Below are 24,409 nucleotides of genomic sequence, written 5' to 3'. Positions count from 1 at the left end.
GTTATTTGTGATTCTTTATAGCTGTTTCAATGAAGTTTACGAAAAGTGGGTGGGGCTTCAGCACCGTGCTCTGATATTCCGGATGGAACTGTGTTCCTATGTACCATTTTAGCCCGGGAATCTCAACGATTTCCACTAAATCACTTTCCGGATTACGGCCAACACACATCATACCATTGCGCTCGAACTCGTGCTCATAGTTACTATTGAATTCATAACGATGGCGGTGGCGTTCACGAACATTTTCTTTCTTATAAATCTCAAATACCCTTGCCCCTTGTTTTAATATACATTCATACTGGCCAAGGCGCATAGTCCCTCCCATATTTGTGATGTTTTTCTGTTCCTCCATGATGTCAATGACATTATGCGGAGTCTTTTCATCCATTTCCCGGGAGTTCGCATCCTTGTATCCAAGTACATTCCGCGCGAATTCAATAACCATCATTTGCATGCCGAGACATATTCCAAAAGTTGGAATATCATGGGTGCGGGTGTAGTGAGCGGCAACGATTTTGCCTTCTATACCTCGCTGTCCGAATCCAGGACATATGACAACTCCATCATGTCCCTTGAGCTTTTCCGCAACATTCTCTTCTGTTATCTCTTCAGAATTTACAAAAGTAATCTTCACTTTGTGGTCATTATAGGTTGCGGCATGTGAGAGGCTTTCCCGAATACTTTTGTAGGCGTCTTGCAAATCGTATTTCCCGACTAATGCGATGCATACAATCTCTGATGCCTTATTCCTCCTTTCAAGGAAGGCTTTCCAAGGTCCTAACTCAGGAGTAGGGCCTACGGGTTCTCCCATCTTTCTTAGGATGGCCGCATCGAGCCCTTGATCCTGCATGTTCACGGGTACCTCATAGATACTCGGGAGGTCTTCGCTCTGGATGACACAGTCAAAGTCCACATTACAGAATGCCGCAACTTTGCGGCGGACATTCTCCTCAAGATGCCTTTCCGTCCTGAGAATCAGTATGTCTGGTTGAATACCCACGCTTTGCAATTCCTTGACGCTATGCTGGGTGGGCTTTGTCTTCAGCTCGCCGGCAGCCTTGAGATAAGGTACATAAGTGAGGTGTACATTAACAGCGTTCTTTCCCAGTTCCCATTTCATCTGTCGGATGGCCTCCATGAAAGGTGCACTCTCAATATCTCCGATAGTGCCTCCAATCTCAGTAATCACAAAATCGTAATGATATTTCTGGCCGAGCAATTTGATGTTACGCTTGATTTCGTCTGTAATATGTGGAACCACTTGGATTGTTTTGCCGAGATAATCTCCACGACGCTCCTTGTCAATAACGCTTTTATAAATTCTTCCCGTCGTCATGGAATTTGCTTTAGTGGTCTGGATACCCGTAAAGCGCTCATAGTGTCCAAGGTCTAAGTCGGTCTCCATACCGTCCGCCGTAACATAGCACTCGCCGTGCTCATAAGGATTCAGCGTGCCCGGGTCGATATTGATATACGGGTCGAATTTCTGAATGGTAATATTATAACCCCTTGCCTGAAGCAACTTACCGATAGAAGAGGAAATGATTCCCTTGCCAAGAGACGAAACCACTCCGCCAGTAACGAAGATATACTTTGTTTCTGCCACAATATTTAAATATTTAATTCAGGTTGCAAAGATACTATAAAAATATGAAAAGAACAAGCTATTTCTGTTTTTTAATCCCCGCTTTTGCTCATTCTTCCATTTTTTTTCTTAACTTTGCAATCGTAATTTTGAGTTTACTGTATGAAGTTTAAATATTTACTATTTTTAAGTCTGTGTTTTGGAGTTTCTACGGTTTCTGCGCAATCCTCTTTTGGCAGGGAAAGGCATCATCTCCGTTTGCTCCAATACGAGGACTCCCTCAATATTTTCCGACAGAAATTAGACAGTCTGCTTGCAGATTCAGAGCTTTCAGGTGCTGCCAAACGGCGGCTTTTACGGGAAAGGCTGGGTGAATCCGAACCGGGCATAGAATATAATTCCATCTTCCTCCCACCTACTTTCTATAAGAGCGTTTCCCGTAAGAACTTCTCCTTGGACAAGACTCCGACCCTGCTCGACAAGGCCATGCTGAACCTTTATCTGAGTCGTCCGGACCTTGTTGTGAGGACTGAGACACAACTTGAAAGAATCGGGGGCACGGTCGATGCAGAGCCTATTCGCATAGACCATGCTCCGGAAATCGTAGATCAGGTAGCTCCCAAGGCTATTGAGCCTGATGTTGCGCCGGTAGATGTGGTAATCCTGAAGCCGAACTTCTGGGCATTCACAGGAGATTATTATCTGCAATTCCTGCAGAACTATGTCTCGTCGAACTGGTACCAAGGTGGTGAGAGCAACTATTCCATGGTGGGAGCAATCACTTTGAATGCCGACTATAACAACAAGCAGAAAGTGAAATGGGACAACCGGCTGGAAATGAAACTCGGCTTTCAGACATCGCGCGAGGACACCAGACACAGCTTCCGCACCAGTGAGAACTTGCTCCGACTTACCAGCAAGCTCGGGTTGCAGGCCTCAAAGAAATGGTATTATACTGCTCAGGTGATGGGGTATACCCAATTCATGAGACAGTGGAAGAGCAATTCCGACGAGCTTACCACTGAGTTCTTGGGACCCTTTGTGATGAACATCTCCCTCGGTATGGACTATAATGTGTTGTGGCTGAAAAAGCGGCTCACGGGAACCATTCACCTTGCCCCCATCGCTTATAACTTTAAGTATGTAAAAAGGACTATCCTTGCCACCCGCTATGGCATAGAGGAGAACAAGCACCAGCTGCACGATTTCGGTTCGCAGTTCACGATAGACCTAAACTGGAAGTTCAGCGACAACATCAGTTGGAAGACCCGCCTTTATGGATATACAACCTATGAGCGTGCGGAACTGGAATGGGAGAACACCTTTACCTTCCAGTTCAACAAGTGGATTTCGACCAAGCTGTTTGTCTATCCCCGCTTTGACGATGGCGTTGCCCGTATAGGCAACCATGGCTATTGGCAGCTGAAAGAGTATATGTCAATTGGATTCTCATACTCTTTCTAATCTCCTAATAACGGGCACACTAAGACAGTCATTTTGGGAGGTTGGGGTAGGATGGCCAATATCAATTACGGGCAGATCTATGGATGACTTTGCAACCGAGTTGCATCTTTTAGTTCGTATCTTTGCATCGGAAAAAGAATAAAACTAAAGGATATGAACAAAAAGCTATTACGAATTATTCTCACGGCCATACTCCTTTTCGGAGCTTGGCTTGTGGAGGAACATCTGAATTTTCCAATGTGGGGGATACTCATGGTTTATCTCGTCCCTTATTTGCTGATAAGCTACGATGTGCTGGCTGAGGCATGGGAGGGAATATGCAAGGGCGACCCTTTCGACGAAGACTTCCTGATGTCGATAGCCACTTTGGGAGCATTGCTGATTGGTTTTCTGCCCGGTGCAGAAAACCAGTTCCTCGAAGCGGTGTTTGTGATGTTGTTCTTCCAGGTGGGCGAACTGTTCGAAGACTATGCCGAAGACAAAAGCCGCGGTTCGATTTCCGACCTGATGGACATTCGCCCCGACACCGCCAATGTGGAGCGTAACGGCGAGGTATTGTCGGTTTCTCCGGAGACGGTTGGGGTGGGAGAGTGCATCATCGTCCGTCCAGGGGAGCGTATTCCATTGGACGGAGTTGTCATAGAGGGTCGTTCGAGTCTGAATACGGTTGCCTTGACGGGTGAGAGCTTGCCGCGAGATGTCAGCGTGGGAGATGAGGTTGTGTCCGGGTGCGTGAACATTTCGGGAGTGCTTAAAGTCCAGACTACCAAGGTCTTCAATGAGTCCACGGCCTCTAAAATCATCTCCCTTGTGGAGAATGCAGGAAAAAACAAATCGAAGAGCGAAAGCTTTATCACTCGCTTTGCCCGTGTCTATACACCCATCGTAGTGTTTCTTGCCCTTGCGTTGGCATTCATTCCACCCTTCTTTGCCGACAGTTACACCGAGTCTTTCTCCGTCTGGCTATATCGGGCATTGACTTTCCTGGTCGTTTCCTGTCCGTGCGCCTTGGTCATTTCGGTGCCCCTCACCTTTTTCGGGGGAATTGGTGGGGCTGCCCGTCGCGGCATCTTGGTCAAAGGAGGCAATTATATGGATACGCTTGCCAAGGCCGGCATCGTGGTCTTTGACAAGACGGGAACGCTCACCAAGGGTGTTTTCTCGGTCAACGCCGTGCATCCCGAAAGAATCTCTGACACCGAACTCTTGCATATGGCAGCGCATGTAGAGCGATATTCCACTCATCCCATTGCCGCAGCATTGCGCCAGGCTTACCCGGACGAGCCAGACAACTGCTCGGTCGAGGATGTCGAGGAAGTTGCCGGAAACGGTATCCACGCCATGATTAACGGGAAGCTGGTAGGTGTGGGAAATGCGAAGCTGATGGCGGCTCAGGGCGTTCAAATCCACGAGTGTGAGCAGTGTAAGGAACAGACTGGGACGACGATTCATGTCTCTATTGACGGTGAATATGCCGGGCACATCGTAATATCCGACGAGATAAAGGCTGACTCCCGTGAGGTGATTTCCCGCCTGAAAGGCCTGGGGGTAGAGAAAGTGATTATGCTCACCGGCGACCGGCGAGAGGTGGGTGCCTCCGTTGCCGGCCAGCTCGGGCTCGATGAGTATCAGGCAGAGCTACTTCCTACGGAAAAGGTTTCCAAGGTTGAGGAAATCTTGCGTTCAAAGCCGGCCGGCCAAAGCCTTGTCTTTGTCGGCGACGGCATCAATGACGCCCCTGTCTTGGCGCGTGCGGATGTGGGAATAGCCATGGGAGGCTTAGGTTCTGATGCCGCGATCGAGGCTGCCGATGTGGTTTTGATGGATGACAAACCGTCCAAGTTGGCTACGGCGATAAAAATTGCGCGCCGGACAATTGGCATCGCGCGCCAGAATGTCGCGTTTGCCATCTCTGTAAAAGTGGCTGTACTCATCCTTGCCACTTTCGGACTGGCCACCATGGGCATGGCCGTGTTTGCCGATGTGGGGGTGATGGTTTTGGCGGTTCTCAATGCCATGCGTACATTGAGGGCATGAATAAAACAGGAATCCCCTTCTTCCAAAAGCGAAAAAGGGGATTTCTGCCGTTATAGCACCTTAGTCTTGAAGGCTTTATGAGCAGCTTTCTGGGCAGTCCGGGCTTCTTTCCTGTAGAAGGTTTCTGGGTGGTAAGGGTTTCCGACAACTGATTTTCCCGTAAGAAACTCACACCAAGTGCATGCCGCCGTGTATCTCCCCAGAGAGTAAGAAAGATGGAATCCATCCCGGTTTAGGTAGTCGCCTATCTTTTTGCGGGCGTTCTGAATGGCGATGCCCGACGGGATAAGGTGCCGGATTCCGGCTTTCGGAAGTTCCCGGCGTACCGCATTCAGAATGGCCTCATACATGTTTCGCTGGTTGCGGCCGTAACTCTTAAAGCCTTCATGTGTGGCATCATGGGCATAGGCCCATGTGAGATGCCATATGATTTCAGCCTTTGGATTGGTTGTAAACTTTAATACTTCTGCCTTTAGTCCTTGCAGATGTTCATAAGTCTGGGGCACTCCGGAGAAGTGGCTTGCCTGTTGTAAGGAGATGATTTCCCATGCTTCGTCCTCGATAATCTGTCTAAGTCCTGTCTTCTTGGTATTGGTTTTCTTGCCATCCACCACTTTCCGATACTCATATTCCTTCTTGTCGACAAGGATGTTATTATAGTGCCGCTCAATCGGACACCCCGGAATATAGGCGTTCCCGATGACGAGGGTATCACCTTGGGCGGCTGCCAGTTGCCAAAGATACTGCTCCACGGCATCTTCGGAGAAGCTGTTGCCAATGGCCAATACTTTTATTTGTCGGGCTTGTGTACACAAGGCGACGGTCAACAGCAATAAAAAAACAGTCTTCCTCATTTCTTTTTTCCTTTATTTTTTATTTCTCCAGCGAGAAAGGTTTGTCCTCCGGATTCAAGCCCCGGTCCTTGTTGGGCTTGCTCCCCATGGTGAATTCTATCGTACAGTCCTTTGTCAAGTCTTCATAAGTGATGTAGAGCTTGCTGTAAGGACGGCCGTTTAGCTTCACGCTCCTTACATAGCGATTCTTGTCGCTGACGCCTTTTGCAATGACGGTTATCGTCTTTCCGTTCTCCAGCGCAACCTTGGCATAGGGAAGGTAGGGAGCCCCGAGTACATACTGGCCGGTAGCCGGGCAGACTGGATAGAAGCCCATGGCTGAGAATATGTACCATGCCGACATCTGGCCACAGTCATCGTTGCCTCCCAGTCCTCGTATATCGTTCCTGTACATCTGGTTCATGATGGTGCGCATCCATTTCTGCGTCTTCCACGGAGCCGATGTCCATGCATATAAATAAGGTATGTGGTGGCTCGGCTCATTGCCGTGTACATAGCCTCCGACCAAGCATTCCGCCTCTATGTCCTCATTGTCTTCATAGTATTTGGCAGGAAGGTTCATCTCGAAGAGCTGGTCTAACTTCTTCTGGAAGGTCTTCTCGCCGCCGAATTCATTCATCAGGCCTTTGACATCTTGCGGTGCAGAGAAGGAGAAATTCCAGGAATTGCCTTCGATGAAACCTTCGTCATAGGTCTGATAGGGGTCCAGATTGTCCTTGAACTTGCCGTTCTCGTAACGGGGAGAGGCGAATCCGGCCTTGCGGTCAAATGTGTTCCGATAGAACAGGGCGCGCTTGGCATATTCGTCCGAGACGGTTTTATTGCCGAGCTTATGTGCCGCTGCGTAGATGGTAAAGTCGTCAAGTGAGTATTCAAGGGTATTGGAGGCTGCGGTAGCATCCTTGTCATAGGGGGCATAGCCCAGCTTGCGATACTTCTCAACACTTGGAAAATACTTGCAGTTAGAGGTTTCCACCATGGCCTTCAGGGCTTCTTCCGTGTCAAGGGCAGCCCCGTTGACCAGTGCGTCTGCTACTACGGTTACGGCATGATACCCCGTCATGCACCAGCCCTCGTTGCCCATGAGGCTCCATACGGGAAGCATGTGGAGCCGTTCCTGTTGCTGGTGCTTGATCATCGACTTGACCATATTGGTGTTGCGCGAGGTCTTCAGCAACCCGAGCAGCGGGTGTTCGGCGCGATAGGTGTCCCATACGGAGAAGATGGTATAGTTGTCGAAGTCTTCTGCCGTGTGTATATTGCCGTCCACGCCACGGTATTTGCGGTCGACATCCATGTAAATCGACGGATTGATCATGGTGTGATAGAGCGAGGTGTAGAGCATCGTCTTCTGGTCTGAGGTTCCCTTGCATTCCAATATGCTTAGCTCCCGTTCCCATGAATCATTGGTTTCTCTGACTATTTGCTCGAAAGGCTTTCCGGAAACTTCTGACTTCAAGTTCTTTAAAGCCCCGTCTGTGCTTACTCCGGAAAGCGCGACTTTCAGGATGAGAGGCTGTCCGTCGTTCTCAAAATTGAAGTAAGTTACGATGCTTTGCCCCGCCATTTCGGGGAAGTTGTGATGGGTGTCGAACTTCCTCCAGAAGCCTTTGTATTTCGGCTCTCTCATGTCTTTATACCCATAATCCCTAATCGGTTTTGAAAGGGAGATGGCAAAGTAGGTATAGTTGCCGCGCGACCATCCGTTAGTCAGGCGCATACCGGTGAGCAAGGTGTCGTTCTCCACCCGCAGGGAACTCCACAAAACCTTGCCGTCGTAGTTGTAGATTCCATGCAGGAGGTCGATGATAAGTCGTTCTTCCGTATCTTTCGGGAAGGTGTATTTGTGAATGCCTACTCGTGGAGTGGCCGTGAACTGGCAGCGCACCTGGTTGTCGCTTAGCGTTACTTCGTAGTAGCCGGGGAAAGCCTTCTCCGTGGAGTGTGAATAACGGCACCGATAGCCGCCATCGGGATTGTCTTTGGTGCCGGGGTTCAAAACCAGCTTCCCGGTCTGCGGCATCACCATGATATCGCCGAGGTCGCTGTGCCCCGTTCCGCTCAGGTGCGTGTGCGAGAAGCCTACGATAGAGGTGTCGTCATACTGATAGCCGGCGCAATAGGAATAGACCTTCGGCTGGTATTTGCCGTTTAGGTTCTGTGGAATGGTATCGGTCTCGGGACTTAGCTGTACGATGCCGAACGGTGCACAGGCTCCGGGGAAGGTATGTCCCATGCCTCCCGTGCCGATCATCGGGTTCACATAGGCCGACAGTCTTCCGGGTTGTTGAGCACAAAGGTTAAGGCTGTTGAGAACCAACAGGGTAGCAATGATAGTCTTCTTGTTCATAGGTATGCTTGTTTTTCGTTGTCGTATAGGAATCGGACTAAGACGAGTAGGGCGCAGCCCGCATCGTCTATGCCGATTGCCATTGGGAACACATTCATCTTTCCGGTATTTGGATTACGATGGCAAAGATACTACTTTTTTTTGACTTTCTCCTTATGCCCGTTTTATTTTATATAAAAAGTATGTATATCGTGCCTTTTAATAGGAATCGAATCGGCAGAGACGAGTTCTTGTTTGACAGCTACATATAATGACAAGTATAAAAAGCCGTTGCGAGCCTGACAAAATCGGCGAGATTATACTACAAAATCGCCGATTTTGTCCCACGATTTCGCCGATTTTGTCGTGCAGTAAGCGGCCTCTGCCTAAACTATCTATTAAAAAAGGTGGGCGAAGTAGTGATATATGCCCTAAAAACAGCTTGAAAAGTTTTCGCATGTCGATTTTTTTTTGTAATTTTGAACCTTGTTAGAAAACGCGAAAATCGATTCTGGGGCGTTTAAAGGGGCTCTGTGGCGATTTCGAGGTTTCTAAACTGCAGAGTAAACGATTATAATTAATCAGAAAAATAAATATTAAGAAAAATGGATGAAGATCTGACGATTGATCAGGACAGGATCAAAAAGATTAACATCGAGGAAGAGATGAAGAGCTCCTACATCGACTATAGTATGTCGGTAATCGTAGCTCGCGCCCTTCCGGATGTTCGTGATGGGTTCAAGCCGGTGCACCGCCGAATTCTCTACGGAATGCTTGGAATCGGAAACACCAGTAACACCCCTTATAAGAAATGCGCCCGCGTAGTAGGCGAGGTATTAGGTAAGTATCATCCTCATGGCGACAGTTCGGTGTACGGGGCGCTGGTGCGTATGGGACAGGACTGGAACATGCGCTACAAACTTGTCGACGGGCAGGGTAACTTCGGCTCCGTTGACGGAGACTCCCCTGCGGCCATGCGTTATACTGAGTGCCGCCTCTCCCGCATGGGCGAGCATATCATGGACGACCTGGAGAAGGATACCGTCGACATGACGAACAACTTCGACGACACGCTTCAGGAGCCCGTCGTAATGCCCACGAAGATTCCAAACCTGCTGGTAAACGGCGGCAATGGTATCGCAGTGGGTATGGCAACCAACATCCCGACCCATAACCTGGGTGAGGTCATTGACGGTTGCTGCGCCTATATTGATAATCCGGAGATTGACATAGACGGCCTGATGGAGTATATTCCTGCTCCGGATTTCCCCACGGGAGCGTATATCTATGGTCTGGAAGGTGTCCGGCAGGCTTATGAGACGGGTCGCGGTCGCATCGTAATGCGTGCGAAGGCAGAAATCGAGGCCGGCGACAACCACGACAAGATCGTCGTTACGGAGATTCCCTACGGCGTGAACAAGCAGCAGCTCATAGAGTATGTTGCCGACTTGGTGAAGGAAGGCAAGCTCGACGGTATCTCCAATGTCAACGACGAGACCGGCCGGCAAGGCATGCGTATCGTTGTCGATGTGAAGAGAGATGCCAATGCCAATGTGATTTTGAACAAGCTCTTCAAGATGACGGCACTTCAGAGTTCGTTCTCCGTCAACTGCATCGCCCTCGTAAAGGGCCGTCCTCGCTTGCTTAGCTTGCGGGAGTGCATCAAATACTTCGTAGAGCATCGCCATGATGTAACCATCCGCCGCACGAAATTCGACTTGAAGAAAGCCCAGGAGCGTGCTCATATCCTCGAGGGGCTGATTATTGCCTGCGACAACATTGACGAGGTGGTGCACATTATCCGTGCTTCCAAGACGCCGGCAGAAGCCCAGACAAACTTGGAGCAGCGTTTTGAACTCGACAGTTTGCAGAGTAAGGCCATTGTAGACATGCGCCTCTCGCAGCTTACAGGCCTGCGCATGGATCAGTTGCATGCAGAATTTGACGAGTTGCAGGCTCAGATTGTCTATCTGCAGTCTATTCTCGATGATCCGGAACTCTGCAAGAAGGTAATGAAGGACGAACTCAACGAGGTAAAGGAGAAATACGGCGACGCACGACGCACAGAGATTATCCCCGCCGAACACGAGTTTAACGCCGAGGATTTCTATCCGAACGATCCCGTGGTTATTACGGTGAGTCATTTGGGCTATATCAAACGCACTCCCTTGGCGGACTTCCGTGAGCAGGCCCGAGGCGGCGTCGGGAGTAAGGGAGCCCATACGCGGGACACCGACTTCACGGAGTATATCTATCCCGCGACCATGCACCAGACATTGCTTTTCTTCACGAAGAAGGGACGCTGCTACTGGCTCAAGTGCTACAATATCCCTGAGGGCGACAAGACTTCCAAGGGGCGTGCCATTCAGAACTTGCTGAACATAGAGGCCGATGATGCCGTAAACGCTTTCCTTCGTCTTCGCGGCCGTGGCTTGGAGGACGAGGAATTCGTGAATAGTCATTATGTAGTCTTTGCAACCAAGGACGGCACCGTCAAGAAAACCTCCCTGAAGGCTTATTCTAACCCACGCTCCAAGGGTGTGATTGCCATTAACATTGCCGAAGGCGACGAGGTGGTAGATGTTCGTCTGACCAATGGTGAGAACGAGTTGATTCTTGCCGACAAGCACGGTCGTGCCTGCCGCTTTGATGAGACAGAGGTGCGCACTATGGGGCGTACTGCCACCGGTGTTAAGGGAATGACCCTTGACGGCGCTGACGACGCCGTGATAGGAATGGTGGTTGTCAACAAACCGGATGAGGAAACCGTGATGGTAGTGAGTGAAGAAGGATATGGCAAGCGTTCTCAGGTAGTAGAGTATCGCAAGACTCACCGCGGCTCCAAAGGGGTGCGCACCTTGAATGTTACGGAAAAGACGGGCGAGCTCGTTGCCATCAAGATTGTTACGGATGAAAACGACCTGATGATTATCAACAAGAGTGGTATTGCAATCCGACTTGCCGTTGCCGATGTTCGTGTAATGGGCCGGAATACTCAGGGCGTCCGGCTCATCAACCTTGCCAAGAAGAATGATGTAATTGCAAGTGTTTGCAAGGTCATGAGTTCTGAACTCGAGGCTACGGTCGAAGAAGAAAGTCGTGCCGAGTGGGCAAAGAAGAGCGGGGAAATCAAGAGCGACAACACCTCTGCGACAGTACCTGACGACGAGATTGACGCCTTGGAAGACAATTCTTCTGATAACCAGGCTCCACTTGTAAGTTTTGATGATGCTGAGCCAATAGATGAATAAGCCCTTTCTGTTTTTCCTTAGGCGGAAAGAGTGAATTTGAAAAGTGAGGCCTCCTGAATTGGAGGCCTTTCTTTTTTTATTGGCTAAGCATTTAAATTATCTATCTTTCATCTCCATGAATAGGACATATGAAAAATAATCCTCTACAAATCACTTGCTGAGGATTATTAAATTGCTTTAAATGAAAGTATAATTTACATGGGTAAGTTGAATATAACCAGTTGGACAGTCAACTAAAAGGGAATACATAAATTTAGCAGAGAAACTCGTCATTCACATGAGAAGGAATCCACCAGACTGGACAGGCTGATCTTTTCTTACCCTAATACTATGTTGCAAATATACGACAAATATAGAAATCTCCAATCTTTTGGAGTTTTTTATTTTTAAAATGTACTAAATAGACTACTTTTTAAGTAAAAAAGACATGTTGATATATAGCTATAACTCTTTTTAATATAATGAGGTTATGCTATTTCAGTTTCTCTTAAAAGCCAAAATCTCCTGAAGTCCGTAGTCAAAGTAGAATGTATATGTATGCTTTTCGTTGTCTTGCTTGAATTTCACAGTCATGAAAAGCAGTTTCTCGGCAAGTTTGTCTTTTGCATTATATTGAATCTTCGGCCTGAAAGCCTTCATCGTGTCTGCCTGTTGATGCATGACTTGAATTATACTGTCGGTAATGTAGATTGTTGAATCAAGCTCACCATACGACATACTTCCGATATTCGGATCGTTCAGGTTTTTGTCAAGAAAGTCAGAGATAAGTTGTTTGGCATAATGTTTCTGTCCGCAGCCTGTAAAAATGGCTGCGGATAGAAACATGAGAATAACAAAACTGTGCTTCATTTATTTAGGTATATTCTTCAGAATTTCCAATAAATGATTCCACACCATTTGTACTGTGGGGATAAGAAGCTTCTCGTCCGGAGTATGCACATTACGAAGAGTTGGGCCGAAGCTTACCATGTCGAGGTTGGGATATTTTTCAGAGAAAAGTCCACATTCAAGCCCGGCATGGATTCCCAGGACTTTAGGTTCTTTGCCAAAAAGTTTTTTATAGGCCTCAATTGTGATTTCCTGAAGTTTAGAGTCGGTACGCATCTTCCAGGCTGGATAACCATCATTCTGGACAACATCTGCACCAGCTAACTGAAATGTAGCTTTGATGGTATTGGCCATATTGCGGAGGTTGCTCATAACATTAGAACGCTGGCTGGTTACGACAACAACTTTATCTTCTGAGCTCTGTACGCTTGCCACATTACTGGATGTCTCTACCATCCATGCAAGTGCTTCGTCCTGGCACATTGCAAACACACCGTTATCAAGTGCCTGAAGTGCAAGAATCAGTTTTTCGCTTGTTGTCTTGGGCATGACGGTTTGTACATCGGTACTTTCGAGAGTCCATACCATTGTTGCATCAGTAACATGGTATTCATCTTCAACCGCTACCGTAAACTGATTCCAATCGGCCTTGATTTCTTCTTTCTTGTCAAATGGGACAGCGAAGATAATCTTTCCGTCCCGGGGAATTGCATTATGCATTCGTCCAGAATTCCATTGTGCAAGGCGAAGGTCAGTTTTCTGGGATTCATTATACAGGAATCGAGACAGAATCTTGATGGCATTGGCCCGCTTCTTCTCAATGTCATCCCCCGAATGGCCGCCATTCAGCCCCTTTAGGGATGCGAGCATAAAGAAATAATTCTCTGGTGCAGATTCGCGTGTATATGTGAGTGTAGCTGCGGTATTGATACCTCCGGCACACGAGATGAAGATTTCACCTTCATCTTCCGAGTCAAGATTAATGAGATAGTCTCCACTCATGAATCCGGGCTTCATCCCAAAGGCTCCTGTAAGTCCTGTCTCTTCATCACGCGTGAACATACACTCTAAGGGACCATGCTCAATATCGTCAGAATCGAGTATGGCAAGTTCGATGGCAACACCAATGCCGTCATCAGCACCCAAGGTGGTGCCTTTAGCATGCATCCATTCTCCATCTATATAAGTCTGAATCGGGTCGGTTTCAAAGTTAAAATCAACATCTACCAGTTTATCGCACACCATATCCATATGGCTTTGAAGAATCGTGGTCTTGCAATTTTCATAACCTGGAGTTGCTGGCTTCTTTATAAGTACATTTCCCGTCTCGTCGACTTTTGTCTCAAGGCCATGACTTTTCCCAAAAGTTTTTAGATAGTCAATCATCTTTTCTTCGTGCTTCGAAGGACGGGGAATCTGATTAATTTTTGCGAATTGCTCAAAGACGCGAGCAGGTTTTAACTCTACATTACTCATTTTTGTGATATTTTATTTTGTCTTTTGATATTAAAATGTTACCTTTGTTCCGATAATCGTCATTGTTGACATTGCAAATTTAACAAAAATGATTGGAACATTGCTATTAAGCGTGTTAATAATTGCTATAGCAGTTGCTTTACTTTGCGTAAAGGTGATTGTTAGAAAGAATGGAAGATTCTCTTCGCAGCATGTTCACGATAATCCTGCGCTCCGTAAACTCGGTATTCATTGCGTAATTGATCAGGATCGAGAGGAGAGAGGGAAGAACCGGAATTTGAAAAAATAAAATATTAGATTATGAAAAAAATGATTTTCAAAGCAATGGCAGTCGCAACAATAGCTTGTGCCGTAGCATCATGTAACCAAAGTAATCCACAAGTAGATCAAAAGACTCCGGGACAGAGTGCTCCTTCAGATTTAAAGATTGCCTATGTAGAGGTGGACTCTATCATGACGCAATATGCCTTCTGTAAGGAATATGCCAAGATTCTCGAGAAGAAGGGTAACAATATACAAAATACACTAACTGCCAAGCAACAACAACTGCAAGCAGCTGCAGCCAATTTCCAGCAGAAGCTTCAGCAAAATGCCTATACTCGTGAACAAGCTGAGGGTATTCAGGCTAATCTTCAAAAGCAGGGTAATGACCTTCAGGCATTAAACCAGCGTCTTACTAATGAGTTTCAGGCAGAAACAGAAAAATATAACGAGGCTCTTAGGGATTCCATTCAACATTTCCTCGCAAAGTATAATGCAGACAAGAAATACAGTCTCATTCTGAGCAAGTCTGGAGATAACCTCCTTTATGCTGATAAGGCTTTTAATATTACCGACGAAGTTGTTACAGGTCTGAATAAGGCTTATAGAGGTGCTCCTGCTAAAAAGGAAACTTCTGTAGAAGAAAATAATGCTCCTGCAAAGAAAAAGTAGTATCTGTCGTGGCTTTGTAGATTTAAGTCCCTGCTCTTTCGAAAGGAAGACAGGGATTTTCCAGATATATTATTGTATGCGTACCTTAATCTTATTCTTATTCTTATATGACCCGTCAGCAACGCTATCAATACATACTTGAATACTTTCGTGAAAAGGAACCGATTGTAACTACGGAACTCCAGTTCTCCAATGCTTTCCAGTTGCTTTGTGCTACGGTGCTTAGTGCCCAGTGTACCGACAAGCGTATCAATCAGGTTACCCCAGAACTCTTTCGCCGCTATCCGACAGCAGAAGAGATGGCAAAGGCGGAACCGGAAGATGTTTTTGAATTTGTGCGGTCGGTAAGTTATCCCAACGCTAAGTCGCGTCATTTGGTTGAGATGTCCCGTATGATAGTAAATGATTTTGCAGGTGAGGTGCCTTCTGTAATGGAAGACCTGATTAAACTTCCTGGAGTTGGTCGCAAGACCGCGAATGTGCTTCAAGCCGTATGGTTTGGAAGGGCAGCCATGGCAGTTGATACTCATGTCTATCGGGTAAGCCATCGCTTAGGACTTGTCTCTCAGGCAGCCAATACTCCATTGAAAGTAGAACAGGAGTTAATGAAGAATATCCCAGAGAGTGATGTTCCCAGTGCGCATCACTGGCTTTTGCTACATGGTCGTTATATTTGCCAGAGCACTCGCCCCAAATGTGCAGCATGTCCTTTTGACGAAATTTGCCCGAAGCTATTGGAAAATTCCAAATTATAAAGATCAAAGATTATGGACATACAGAGAATATTGAAGTTTCTCTCAGATATTGCAGCTAATAATAATCGCCCATGGTTTCAAGAACATAAGGCTGAATACGAGGCGTGTAAGGCTGATTTTGAAGACGGGGTGGGGAGGCTGATAGCCGAAATATCCAAGTTTGATCCGGAGATATCCCATCTTACGGCCAAGGACTGCTGTTACCGATTTTATCGGGATATCCGTTTCTCAAAAGACAAGTCGCCTTATAAAAGACATTTTGGAGCCTTTATCTGCTCCCACGGGCGTAAGGCATTGCGTGGTGGTTATTATATTCATATCCAACCAGGCCAATGTTTCGTTTGCACTGGGAATTATTGGCTTCCAACAAACATCCTCACTTCATGCCGAAACGAGATAATGGGGAATATTGACGGATGGCGACACGCGGTAGAAAACGGGAAGTTCATAAAGCTCTATGGCTATCCAGGCAAAGGATATTGGGAAGAGGATGGGACTATTTCTGAAAAAGGATTCGGCATTTCTTTTCTCCGTACCGCGCCTAAGGGATTTCCCTCTGACTATGAATTTCTCGACTACCTGAAGATGAAAGACTATGCTGCATGGCATATAGTATCAGAGGAGTTCTTTGAAGGTGATGGCTGGATAAAGAAGATTACAGACTACTTCAAGATAGCTAAACCCATGATGGACATCATAAATTCAGTGATAGACGACTACGAATGATAAAAAATATTTAAATCCTGTACACTGTATAGGATTTTTTTGTATATTTACCGCAGATAATTTTTAACTTCTTAAATCATTCTATCATGAGAATTAGTATTCCAAAAGAGATCAAAGACAATGAGAATCGCGTGGGTATGACCCCGGCGGGAGTATCTGAATTGATCCGCCATGGCCATGAAGTGTATGTACAACATACGGCAGGAGAGGGGAGCGGCTTTACTGATGAAATGTACGAGAAGGTGGGAGCCAGAATACTCCCGAGCATAGAAGATGTATATGCTATAGCTGACATGGTTCTGAAAGTAAAGGAGCCTATTATGCCAGAATACTCACTGGTCCGTGATGGACAACTAATCTTTACTTACTTCCATTTCGCATGTGATCGTCCGCTGACAGATGCCATGCTAAAGAGTGGAGCCGTATGTTTAGCTTATGAGACGGTTCAGACTTCAGATGGCCGTTTGCCCCTTCTTGTCCCAATGAGCGAGGTTGCAGGACGAATGGGAGTTATGGAAGGTGCCTACTATCTGCAGAAAACGCATGGCGGTAAGGGCAAGCTTATTAGTGGTGTTCCCGGAGTGAAGCCGGCCAAGGTGCTTGTGCTTGGTGGTGGTACAGTAGGAGAGGCTGCAGCGCGTATGGCTGCCGGTATGGGAGCTGAAGTATATATCACGGACATCAACCTGTCCAGATTGCGCCAGTTGCAGCTGGAGTTGCCCGTGAATGTACATACGCTCTATTCCTCAGTTCATAATATACAGCGAGAGTTAAGTGATGTCGATATTGTTGTTGGCTCCGTACTTGTCCCGGGGGATAAAGCTCCCCATCTTATTACCCGAGATATGCTGAAACTCATGGAACCGGGAACGGTGTTAGTTGATGTAGCAATAGACCAAGGCGGGTGTTTCGAGACCTCGCATCCGACGACCCATAGCAATCCGATTTATACCGTGGATGGTATTGTTCATTATGCGGTTGCCAATATTCCAGGAGCTGTCCCGAACACCTCAACCATCGCTCTTACGAACGCCACGCTTCGTTATGCCCTGAAACTGGCAGATAAAGGATGGAAGCAAGCTTGCAAGGAAGATGCTGCTCTATATAAAGGTCTGAACATCGTTGGCGGAAAAGTTGTCTTTAAAGCCATAGCAGATGTGTTTGGCTTAACTTATGAGCCTTTGACATTGTAATAGCAGGAGCATGGTAGATTCTTGCCCCATATATCCTTGCGGGAAATTAATAGCACAATAGGCTTGACCAAACTATGTGCAACAGGCCTATTGTCTATTTTTTTGTGATGCAAAGAAGTTATTTTATCAGGGGATTTCCGAATTACATGTCTTTACTTGTCCTCATGCAGATCTGCATTATGAGTATATCTGAATACTTCATACCCAGTTAAGTCATGTTTGAAATATTTGAGATTATGTTTAGATAAAACATAGATTATTGTCCATTTGCGATTAAAATCCTTTTGGTTGCGGAGGACGGTGTCTGCTGTATTCTTATCATATTGTATGATCTCGCAATATTTTGACAGCAAAGACTTTATTCCGCAGGTCTGATATTCATGTATAATGATAGAATCGAGGGAAATGCTGAATTGTAAAACCAGCCGGTTCTTTCCCTTATCAGAGAAATATCTATTATAGACATGGACAGTATCATTATCAAGAACAAAGAAAAGTCCTTTCTTTTGATATCTTTCAGGGGATAAATTAAACTTGACCTGAATGAGAGAGTCATTGCAGGTCTCTGTTTTATCTTTGATGTAGTTATGTTGACAACTACAGAGAACGCATACACATAAAAACATCTTACCCCATTCTATATTTCCCAATGATAATGTCCAAACGCATGCAAATATAGCAAATTCATTTGCGGAATCCAAATTTTTCTTTGAGAAACTTCCTCCGAAGTTCTGCCATTCAAGATTTATTAATCAATTTTCTTCTTTCTCTCAAGCGAAGCATATAACAAAGCTTTTAATAAAAATTATATATAAAAACCCTGTCTTATTTGATATTATTTATTATTTTTGTAGACAAATCTAAAAATCGTCGGAATATATATTCTGAAAAGATAGTAGTAGATTAATTTTTTCTAATTATTAAAACAAGGACATCATGAAGAAGTATGTATGTAATGTTTGCGGATGGGTTTATGACCCGGAAGTAGGAGACCCGGATAACGGCATTCAGCCCGGAACAGCATTCGAGGACTTACCCGAAGACTGGGTATGCCCGGAATGCGGTGTCGGGAAAGAGGATTTCAGTCCTGAAGACTGATTCCCAATAGCCTTGATATAAAAGAGCTGCGTCCAATACATACTGATTGGCGCAGCTTTTTTCTTTTAGAATCTGAACAGTAATATAAAAACAGGTACTTACGCATAGAAAGGTGAAACTTCTGCTTTGTCTGATATCGATAGTAACTCTATAGAAAACAGCCCTTCGAGTTAAATGTAATATTCGAAGGGCATGGGGGTGTTTTACTGTGCATATACGACATACCCTGTTCCTTATCGTTTACCTGCTGTGAGTCGTTTGTTTTGCTTTCATTGATATTTATCTGTTGATTATTTTTTTTCCGTTGATAATGCTTATTCCATGATGAATACCGCCTATACGCACTCCGTCAATACCATATTGTACCTTATTAATCGACATGTTCCGATTCACTTGCTTTATACCCGAAGTTAAGACAGAAGCATATGCACCAGGAAGCGACTTGTTTGTGCGTACAGTGCCAGTCTGGTCAACCGTAATATCAACAGGAATATTCCATGTTGAGACAGCGTCGCCCAGTGTTTCCATGTTATATTTTCCTTCTGTTATTTGTGGTACGAGAAGGTAGTTTTCATTAATCTGAACATTGCCATAGATTTTGCTAAAATCGTTCTGCTCATCGGCATCATCGCTGAAAATCCATTCTTGAGTTGTATCACTAGTTAAGTTAAAACCACCAGAAAGAAAGTTCTTAACTGAAGCAAGGGTAAAAGCCGGAAATTTATCGCCTACGACAATGGAGTTCGCAATACTCAAATCAGCATTCGCGGCTATTTGTATTTGCGGACCACCTTGGTTTCCTGATATGGTGGAGCCTATGACTATCACCTTATTAGAATATGTTCCAGATCCATTAGAGTAAATTGCTCCAGACTGTGTTTTTGTACTATTTCCTGTTATGGTGGAATTGACAACATATAGAGCCTTGCCATGTTGTACGAGGATGGCACTCCCCACACCGTCTTCTACCTTATTATTATATATAGCACAACGGTTGATGATGCCTACCCCACGATTTTTATCGTTTGAGGAGAAGCGTAATGCTGCTCCTCGGCTTTTTGCTTCGTTATCAAAAAATTGACAGTTGGTTGCTACAAGATGACTATACTGTGAGGTGATGGCCATACCACCAAGCTTACCTTTACCAACATTGCCATAGAAACGGCAGTCCTTTATGTTAACAAAACCACAGTGTTTAAGCCATAAAGCTCCATGATTTTCTCCATCTGTAGCATCGTAAGCACAAGTAAATTCTAATCCGTGTAGTGTTACAGCTTTAAGCATAGATCCATCCTCGGTAGATGTTGAGAAATTGAGAATAGCTACAGCATCACCATTGTCAGCAATCTCATTGTTATTCTTGTCGCCTGAAAAAATCGTAGGGGTTGACGACGGATAAATTGGCAAGGTAGTATCCATTCCGGTAAGTTCTGGAGAAAATCCTCCAACAAAAGTATAACCTTTCGTAATCTCAGTAATTTGATTAGGCTTGTAAACTCCTCCGGTAAAGAAAAATTGGTCGCCATCGTCGAAACGGTTTACATCGGCGTAAAAATCGTCGAATGACATTGCGTCATCCCAACTGCTTCCATTTCTTTTACCTTTACCCTTTATATTGATAAAATACTTATGTGAATTTACCGAATTTTGTATGAAACTCAAGTCGGTGACTGTATAGGGATTTTTTACAGCCTCGTGTGCAGAAGTCTGGGTTGCGAGTTTCAGAGATTCATTCATGCCTTCAGGAGAATATGTATTACCTACTACATTAGTTTTGAATAAAGCTTCGTACCATGTGCAAGCAGCGGTATAGCGCCCATAAATGACATTAAGGTGATAACCATCACGATTCATATAGTCGCCAATAAATGTAGTTCGTGCATTCTGAATGGCTGTTCCACAAGGAACAAGTAAATCCATGGCATTTTCATTGAAGGCTTTGGTTGTAGCCTCAATGATGCTGTGATACATTTTTATCTGACTATTATCGTAGCGTTTGAAGTCACTGTGTGTGGAGTTCATAGAATATGCCCAAGTCTGGTGAAGAATAAGCTTTACAGATGGAAGCTTAGCCCTGATATATGCAATAAGTGCGGGTAGATAAGGGTTGTATGTGTTGTAGTCACCAGACAAACCGCTCACTTGCTGCAGACTGATATAATTCCATTGCTCATCGATGAGTGCATTATCAATTGTCATATTGACCGTCTCATGTTTCACTCCGTCAAGGCCTATTTTTCGGTATGCATAGTCTGCGGTGTTATTAAGCATATTGTTATAATGTCTCTCCAGTGAACAACCCCCGATATACATATTTCCAATAATTAGTTCCTTACCATCAGCTTGGGCAAGTTCATGAAGATATTGTTCTATTGCGTCTTGTGAGAAGCTGTTACCTAAGGCCAGAACTTTGAGAGGTTCACTTGCTACGGAAATTACCGTTGCAAGTGAAAAAGCCAATGTCAAGATTATAATTCTTATCATAACTTAAAAATATAGATTTATCTGTTGGTTGATTATTTTATTATCACTGCGACTCACGAAGCCCTTTATTATATCAGAGAAATGCAGGATATTGAGATAGTATATTGTATCTTTGTATTGTGGTAATACCAATAATTGTAACAGGGTAAGATCTTAAGATTCATACAATTGGTTCTTTAGTTAATGTATAAAATAAAGACGCTAATAATTAAAAAATATATAGGAAAAAATAAAAAATATTCGAGTTATTATGATATTTGTTTATAAAAATATAAAGGCGACCTTTAGATATATTGAAAGTGTTATCTATTCTTTCCAAATGATTAGTACTGCTCGTGGGAAAAAGGAGCCATCGAGAACATGAACGGTCTCATCAGGCAACACATTCCGAAGAAGACGGACTTCAGGGGTATATCAAGGCTGTATATCAGGAACATAATTGAAAAATTAAACAACAGGCCAAGAAAGAAAAACGGATTTTGCAAGCCAAAAAACATGATTAAAGAAAAAATAGCGTAACTTTGCACTTGCTTATGGAATCCGCCGTGCTCGAGAGAGATTAAAACAATTAAAACAAGTATAATAATGGAAAATCTTAAATACATATTTATATATTTTGTTCTAACAATGTTAGCTGTACCATGCTATGCACAGCGTGTTGAAACAGAATACCAGACAATAGAAGGACTCTTTGACATGGATAATCTTGCTGACAAGATGTCTATAGTTCATAAGACTATTTTCTACAGAGACGAAGAGAATCGTAATGACTGGCATGCATCAGAGGTCTATGTAAAAGGAAAGATACGATTGGGGAATAAGGTGGTTTTATCTTTCACAGACAATGCTGACCTTGATGAGTCAATGGGAGGAGAGCTAACCTATATATCTCCCCAACAAGGAATTATTATCAAATATTTACACATGACAACAGGGGGAACGGTTAAGGCTGTATATGATTTCTATTCTTATGATGTGAAACTGCAGAACTGGTATAGGTATAAGAGGGCAACCTATGACCAATCAACATGGGATGATTTTTCCGTAACCTTTGATTATTATGACAAAGTACAGAAGTCATTAGTCGGCTCTAAACAACGGACGATATTAGCTTCTTTCCATGACCCGATGAAACAAAAAGAGACATTAGAGAGCATTCTCCATGCATGCTCTAATGGTCGCTATCCCCAAACATATCTTGATTTTGTGTCTTATATTGAAATTCTCAATCATGTGGATATAACACATTGTCAAGTGGAAATACAAGAATTAGTAGCACTTTTAAAATTGCATAATGAATATTGGGCAAATTACATAAGTTCAACTTATCTGAGAGTTCACAGATGATCCCTTCTGTTTGTGCGGGATGGGAATTTCTAAAAAATATACAATTTCTATTATGTCCCACTACTTGAAAACATATATTAAAAGACTAATAGGTGGAAAAGGAGCAACTTCCGGTAAGCCCTTGGAGAATTACAAGGAAGTCGCATTTTGCCATGCTGCTTCCGCCCAGTAAGGTAAGAAGCCGTTGTCAGCGCGACAAAATCGCCGATTTTTGTCATTGACTGGGTATTCCCAATGTCCATGCGATATTCTATCTCAGGAGTATGCTTTTGGTTCCAAAAGATGACTTGAATTGTTAAAAATGCCTTGAATAACTATATTTATTGTTATAACATATCATAAAATAAAGTATTTGTTGTATCTTTATGCTCGTAAATATAAGTTGAGCAACAATATGAGCAAGACAACAATGGGCAATAAGTTGCCCCGAAAACTGGAACAGAAGATGCAGACGGTAGGTGAGCAAATAAAGCTGGCTCGCCTGCGTCGTAATCTTAGTGTAGTGCAGGTGGCAGAACGGGCTACTTGTTCTCCTCTGACCGTTTCGAGGATAGAAAAAGGAACTCCGACAGTAGCGATTGGTATCTATCTCCGTGTGCTCTATGCCCTCCAGCTTGATGATGACATCCTGTTGTTGGCGAAGAACGATGAAATGGGAAGGGCCTTACAGGATCTTGCACTGAAACATCGTGAACGTGCTTCAAAAAAGCAATAAGGTATGAAGACACTGTATGTATATGCGGATTTTGACTGGCTTGACGAACCAATGCTGGTCGGTGAACTTGGCTATGAATCCCTCCGTGGCTCAGACTCCTATTCGTTCAAGTATGATAACGACTGGCTCCGTCAGTATGGCAGCCTCTTTCTGAGTGCCGACATCAACAACTATCCTGGTCAGCAATATACCCAGCCGGACAGGGACATCTTCAGCTGCTTCAGCGATGCCTTGCCTGACCGTTGGGGAAGATTACTGCTTAACCGTCGCGAACAAATCCTTGCTACGGAAGAGAAACGCCCGGTACGTAAGCTTTCGTCGTTTGATTACCTCATGGGTATCGATGACTACTCCCGCATGGGTGGTTTCCGCTTTAAGGAAAAACAAGATGGAGAGTACATCAATTGTGAGGAATCGCTTCGTATTCCCCCTTTGACCGACATACGGGCATTGGTGGCAGCCAGTATGGAGATAGAGAAGAGTGAGGAGCAGAACCAGTTGCCTGAGAAGAAATGGCTCTTGCAACTCGTTCATCCTGGCACTTCGCTTGGCGGTGCCCGTCCCAAGGCTGGTGTGATTAATGATGAAGGCCGGCTTTGCGTAGCCAAGTTCCCGTCAAGGAACGATGACTATGATGTAGGTCTTTGGGAACACCACAGTCATCTGTTGGCGAAAGAGGCTGGAGTCATAGCTGCAGAGACTAGTGTCATTGAGACAGGTGGGAAATACCATGCCTTACTTTCCAGGCGTTTCGACAGGACAGCCGATGGTCGAAGAAAGCATTTCGCATCAGCCATGACCCTGCTGGGCTTGACTGATGGCTGTGATGCCAAAACGGGTAACGGCTATCTGGACATCGTGGACTTCATCCTCCAGAACTGTTGTGACGTGGAGCAGAACCTTCGTCAGCTCTATCGTCGAGTGGCATTCAATATAGCCATCGGCAATAGCGATGACCATTTCCGCAACCACGGATTCCTGCTGACTCCACGGGGCTGGACGCTATCACCGGCATACGATATGAATCCGACTCTGAATGAATACCAGTCTTTGCTCATCAACTCCACAACGAATCATGCGGACCTTCAGGTGTTGCTTGATTCCTCGGAGGAGTATATGATAGGCAAAGACGAAGCCGTGCGTATCATCGATGAAGTGAAGGCTGGTGTGAAGCATTGGAAGTCCATAGCCACTCGCCTGGGTATAGCCAAGCGAGAAGTGGATGTGTTTGAACAGGTATTCCAACGATCGCTTCAATAAAGGAAAACACATAGCATGATGTAGCGGGACTGATACACAACGACTAACATGCTATAACGACAATGATTCAATAT

At 45.0% G+C, this 24,409-nt stretch carries 18 protein-coding genes and 1 pseudogene; 13 read left to right on the top strand and 6 right to left on the bottom strand.

Annotated elements, in window-relative coordinates; translation table 11 throughout:
- Window position 1: 1 nt before the first annotated feature.
- Window positions 2-1,606 carry a CTP synthase gene (locus tag BM114_RS03090; RefSeq protein WP_092110302.1) on the bottom strand — a complete coding sequence of 535 codons (1,605 nt, stop codon included), beginning with the start codon at window positions 1,604-1,606 and terminating at the stop codon, window positions 2-4.
- A gap of 141 nt (window positions 1,607-1,747) precedes the next feature.
- On the opposite strand from BM114_RS03090, the gene BM114_RS03085 reads away from it, so the two are divergent.
- Together BM114_RS03085 and BM114_RS03080 are read left to right on the top strand one after the other, a co-directional pair.
- Complete coding sequence (locus tag BM114_RS03085; protein WP_092110301.1) at window positions 1,748-3,049, top strand: DUF3078 domain-containing protein; 1,302 nt, start codon at window positions 1,748-1,750, stop codon at window positions 3,047-3,049.
- A 153-nt stretch (window positions 3,050-3,202) separates the two neighbouring features.
- Window positions 3,203-5,086 carry a heavy metal translocating P-type ATPase gene (locus BM114_RS03080; protein WP_092110299.1) on the top strand — a complete coding sequence of 628 codons (1,884 nt, stop codon included), beginning with the start codon at window positions 3,203-3,205 and terminating at the stop codon, window positions 5,084-5,086.
- A gap of 50 nt (window positions 5,087-5,136) precedes the next feature.
- On the opposite strand, the gene BM114_RS03075 is transcribed toward BM114_RS03080, so the two are convergent.
- Window positions 5,137-5,940 carry a DUF4886 domain-containing protein gene (locus tag BM114_RS03075; protein WP_092110296.1) on the bottom strand — a complete coding sequence of 268 codons (804 nt, stop codon included), beginning with the start codon at window positions 5,938-5,940 and terminating at the stop codon, window positions 5,137-5,139.
- A 19-nt stretch (window positions 5,941-5,959) separates the two neighbouring features.
- A complete protein-coding gene (locus tag BM114_RS03070) occupies window positions 5,960-8,290 on the bottom strand; it encodes a GH92 family glycosyl hydrolase (RefSeq protein WP_092110293.1) in 2,331 nt (776 codons plus the stop codon).
- Window positions 8,291-8,874: 584 nt separating this feature from the next.
- Here BM114_RS03070 and gyrA point away from each other — a divergent pair.
- The gene (gene gyrA, locus BM114_RS03065; RefSeq protein ID WP_092110290.1) at window positions 8,875-11,520 is read left to right on the top strand and encodes a DNA gyrase subunit A; all 2,646 of its coding nucleotides are present in this window, start codon (window positions 8,875-8,877) and stop codon (window positions 11,518-11,520) included.
- Window positions 11,521-11,997: 477 nt separating this feature from the next.
- On the opposite strand, the gene BM114_RS03060 is transcribed toward gyrA, so the two are convergent.
- Both BM114_RS03060 and BM114_RS03055 read right to left on the bottom strand, forming a co-directional pair.
- A complete protein-coding gene (locus tag BM114_RS03060) occupies window positions 11,998-12,369 on the bottom strand; it encodes a hypothetical protein (protein WP_092110288.1) in 372 nt (123 codons plus the stop codon).
- Entirely contained in the window at window positions 12,370-13,824 is a 1,455-nt protein-coding gene (locus BM114_RS03055) for an aminoacyl-histidine dipeptidase (RefSeq protein ID WP_092110286.1), read from the bottom strand.
- Between the two features lie 88 nt (window positions 13,825-13,912).
- Here BM114_RS03055 and BM114_RS14585 point away from each other — a divergent pair, with 88 nt between their 5' ends.
- The 6 genes from BM114_RS14585 (at window position 13,913) to rd (ending at window position 18,529) form a co-directional block, all read left to right on the top strand.
- Complete coding sequence (locus BM114_RS14585) at window positions 13,913-14,113, top strand: hypothetical protein (protein ID WP_092110284.1); 201 nt, start codon at window positions 13,913-13,915, stop codon at window positions 14,111-14,113.
- Window positions 14,114-14,124: 11 nt separating this feature from the next.
- The gene (locus tag BM114_RS03045) at window positions 14,125-14,757 is read left to right on the top strand and encodes an OmpH/Skp family outer membrane protein (protein ID WP_092110282.1); all 633 of its coding nucleotides are present in this window, start codon (window positions 14,125-14,127) and stop codon (window positions 14,755-14,757) included.
- A 107-nt stretch (window positions 14,758-14,864) separates the two neighbouring features.
- Window positions 14,865-15,512, top strand: coding sequence for an endonuclease III (nth, locus tag BM114_RS03040; protein ID WP_092110280.1), 648 nt, complete (start codon window positions 14,865-14,867; stop codon window positions 15,510-15,512).
- A gap of 12 nt (window positions 15,513-15,524) precedes the next feature.
- Complete coding sequence (locus tag BM114_RS03035; protein WP_092110278.1) at window positions 15,525-16,238, top strand: DUF2461 domain-containing protein; 714 nt, start codon at window positions 15,525-15,527, stop codon at window positions 16,236-16,238.
- An 86-nt stretch (window positions 16,239-16,324) separates the two neighbouring features.
- The gene (gene ald / locus BM114_RS03030) at window positions 16,325-17,431 is read left to right on the top strand and encodes an alanine dehydrogenase (RefSeq protein ID WP_092110276.1); all 1,107 of its coding nucleotides are present in this window, start codon (window positions 16,325-16,327) and stop codon (window positions 17,429-17,431) included.
- A gap of 936 nt (window positions 17,432-18,367) precedes the next feature.
- On the top strand, window positions 18,368-18,529 hold the full coding sequence (gene rd / locus BM114_RS03020; RefSeq protein ID WP_092110272.1) for a rubredoxin: 162 nt from the start codon (window positions 18,368-18,370) through the stop codon (window positions 18,527-18,529).
- Between the two features lie 1,656 nt (window positions 18,530-20,185).
- Here rd and BM114_RS14700 read toward each other — a convergent pair.
- Window positions 20,186-21,013: pseudogene (locus BM114_RS14700) on the bottom strand (DUF4886 domain-containing protein); the annotation flags it as partial.
- Between the two features lie 360 nt (window positions 21,014-21,373).
- Here BM114_RS14700 and BM114_RS14270 point away from each other — a divergent pair.
- The 4 genes from BM114_RS14270 (at window position 21,374) to BM114_RS02995 (ending at window position 24,335) form a co-directional block, all read left to right on the top strand.
- Window positions 21,374-21,532, top strand: a complete 159-nt coding sequence (locus BM114_RS14270) for a hypothetical protein (RefSeq protein WP_177207031.1) — start codon at window positions 21,374-21,376, stop codon at window positions 21,530-21,532.
- Window positions 21,533-21,598: 66 nt separating this feature from the next.
- On the top strand, window positions 21,599-22,360 hold the full coding sequence (locus BM114_RS03005) for a class I SAM-dependent methyltransferase (protein WP_143089235.1): 762 nt from the start codon (window positions 21,599-21,601) through the stop codon (window positions 22,358-22,360).
- Window positions 22,361-22,754: 394 nt separating this feature from the next.
- A complete protein-coding gene (locus BM114_RS03000) occupies window positions 22,755-23,075 on the top strand; it encodes a helix-turn-helix domain-containing protein (RefSeq protein ID WP_092110263.1) in 321 nt (106 codons plus the stop codon).
- Window positions 23,076-23,078: 3 nt separating this feature from the next.
- On the top strand, window positions 23,079-24,335 hold the full coding sequence (locus BM114_RS02995; RefSeq protein ID WP_092110261.1) for a type II toxin-antitoxin system HipA family toxin: 1,257 nt from the start codon (window positions 23,079-23,081) through the stop codon (window positions 24,333-24,335).
- Window positions 24,336-24,409 lie beyond the last annotated feature (74 nt).

It is taken from the genome of Prevotella sp. KH2C16 (assembly GCF_900113305.1).
In the GTDB taxonomy this organism is placed as follows: domain Bacteria; phylum Bacteroidota; class Bacteroidia; order Bacteroidales; family Bacteroidaceae; genus Prevotella.
The sequence above is the reverse complement of the archived record's forward strand: the minus strand, read 5'-3'. Positions and strand labels throughout refer to the sequence as shown.

What these genes read in the sequence shown, in the direction of transcription:
- BM114_RS03085 (WP_092110301.1), top strand. Translation starts at nt 1,748, where the DNA reads ATGAAGTTTAAATATTTACTATTTTTAAGTCTGTGTTTTGGAGTTTCT.
- BM114_RS03080 (WP_092110299.1), top strand. Translation starts at nt 3,203, where the DNA reads ATGAACAAAAAGCTATTACGAATTATTCTCACGGCCATACTCCTTTTC.
- BM114_RS03075 (WP_092110296.1), bottom strand. Translation starts at nt 5,940, where the DNA reads ATGAGGAAGACTGTTTTTTTATTGCTGTTGACCGTCGCCTTGTGTACA.
- BM114_RS03070 (WP_092110293.1), bottom strand. Translation starts at nt 8,290, where the DNA reads ATGAACAAGAAGACTATCATTGCTACCCTGTTGGTTCTCAACAGCCTT.
- gyrA (WP_092110290.1), top strand. Translation starts at nt 8,875, where the DNA reads ATGGATGAAGATCTGACGATTGATCAGGACAGGATCAAAAAGATTAAC.
- BM114_RS03060 (WP_092110288.1), bottom strand. Translation starts at nt 12,369, where the DNA reads ATGAAGCACAGTTTTGTTATTCTCATGTTTCTATCCGCAGCCATTTTT.
- BM114_RS03055 (WP_092110286.1), bottom strand. Translation starts at nt 13,824, where the DNA reads ATGAGTAATGTAGAGTTAAAACCTGCTCGCGTCTTTGAGCAATTCGCA.
- BM114_RS14585 (WP_092110284.1), top strand. Translation starts at nt 13,913, where the DNA reads ATGATTGGAACATTGCTATTAAGCGTGTTAATAATTGCTATAGCAGTT.
- BM114_RS03045 (WP_092110282.1), top strand. Translation starts at nt 14,125, where the DNA reads ATGAAAAAAATGATTTTCAAAGCAATGGCAGTCGCAACAATAGCTTGT.
- nth (WP_092110280.1), top strand. Translation starts at nt 14,865, where the DNA reads ATGACCCGTCAGCAACGCTATCAATACATACTTGAATACTTTCGTGAA.
- BM114_RS03035 (WP_092110278.1), top strand. Translation starts at nt 15,525, where the DNA reads ATGGACATACAGAGAATATTGAAGTTTCTCTCAGATATTGCAGCTAAT.
- ald (WP_092110276.1), top strand. Translation starts at nt 16,325, where the DNA reads ATGAGAATTAGTATTCCAAAAGAGATCAAAGACAATGAGAATCGCGTG.
- rd (WP_092110272.1), top strand. Translation starts at nt 18,368, where the DNA reads ATGAAGAAGTATGTATGTAATGTTTGCGGATGGGTTTATGACCCGGAA.
- BM114_RS14270 (WP_177207031.1), top strand. Translation starts at nt 21,374, where the DNA reads ATGAACGGTCTCATCAGGCAACACATTCCGAAGAAGACGGACTTCAGG.
- BM114_RS03005 (WP_143089235.1), top strand. Translation starts at nt 21,599, where the DNA reads ATGGAAAATCTTAAATACATATTTATATATTTTGTTCTAACAATGTTA.
- BM114_RS03000 (WP_092110263.1), top strand. Translation starts at nt 22,755, where the DNA reads ATGAGCAAGACAACAATGGGCAATAAGTTGCCCCGAAAACTGGAACAG.
- BM114_RS02995 (WP_092110261.1), top strand. Translation starts at nt 23,079, where the DNA reads ATGAAGACACTGTATGTATATGCGGATTTTGACTGGCTTGACGAACCA.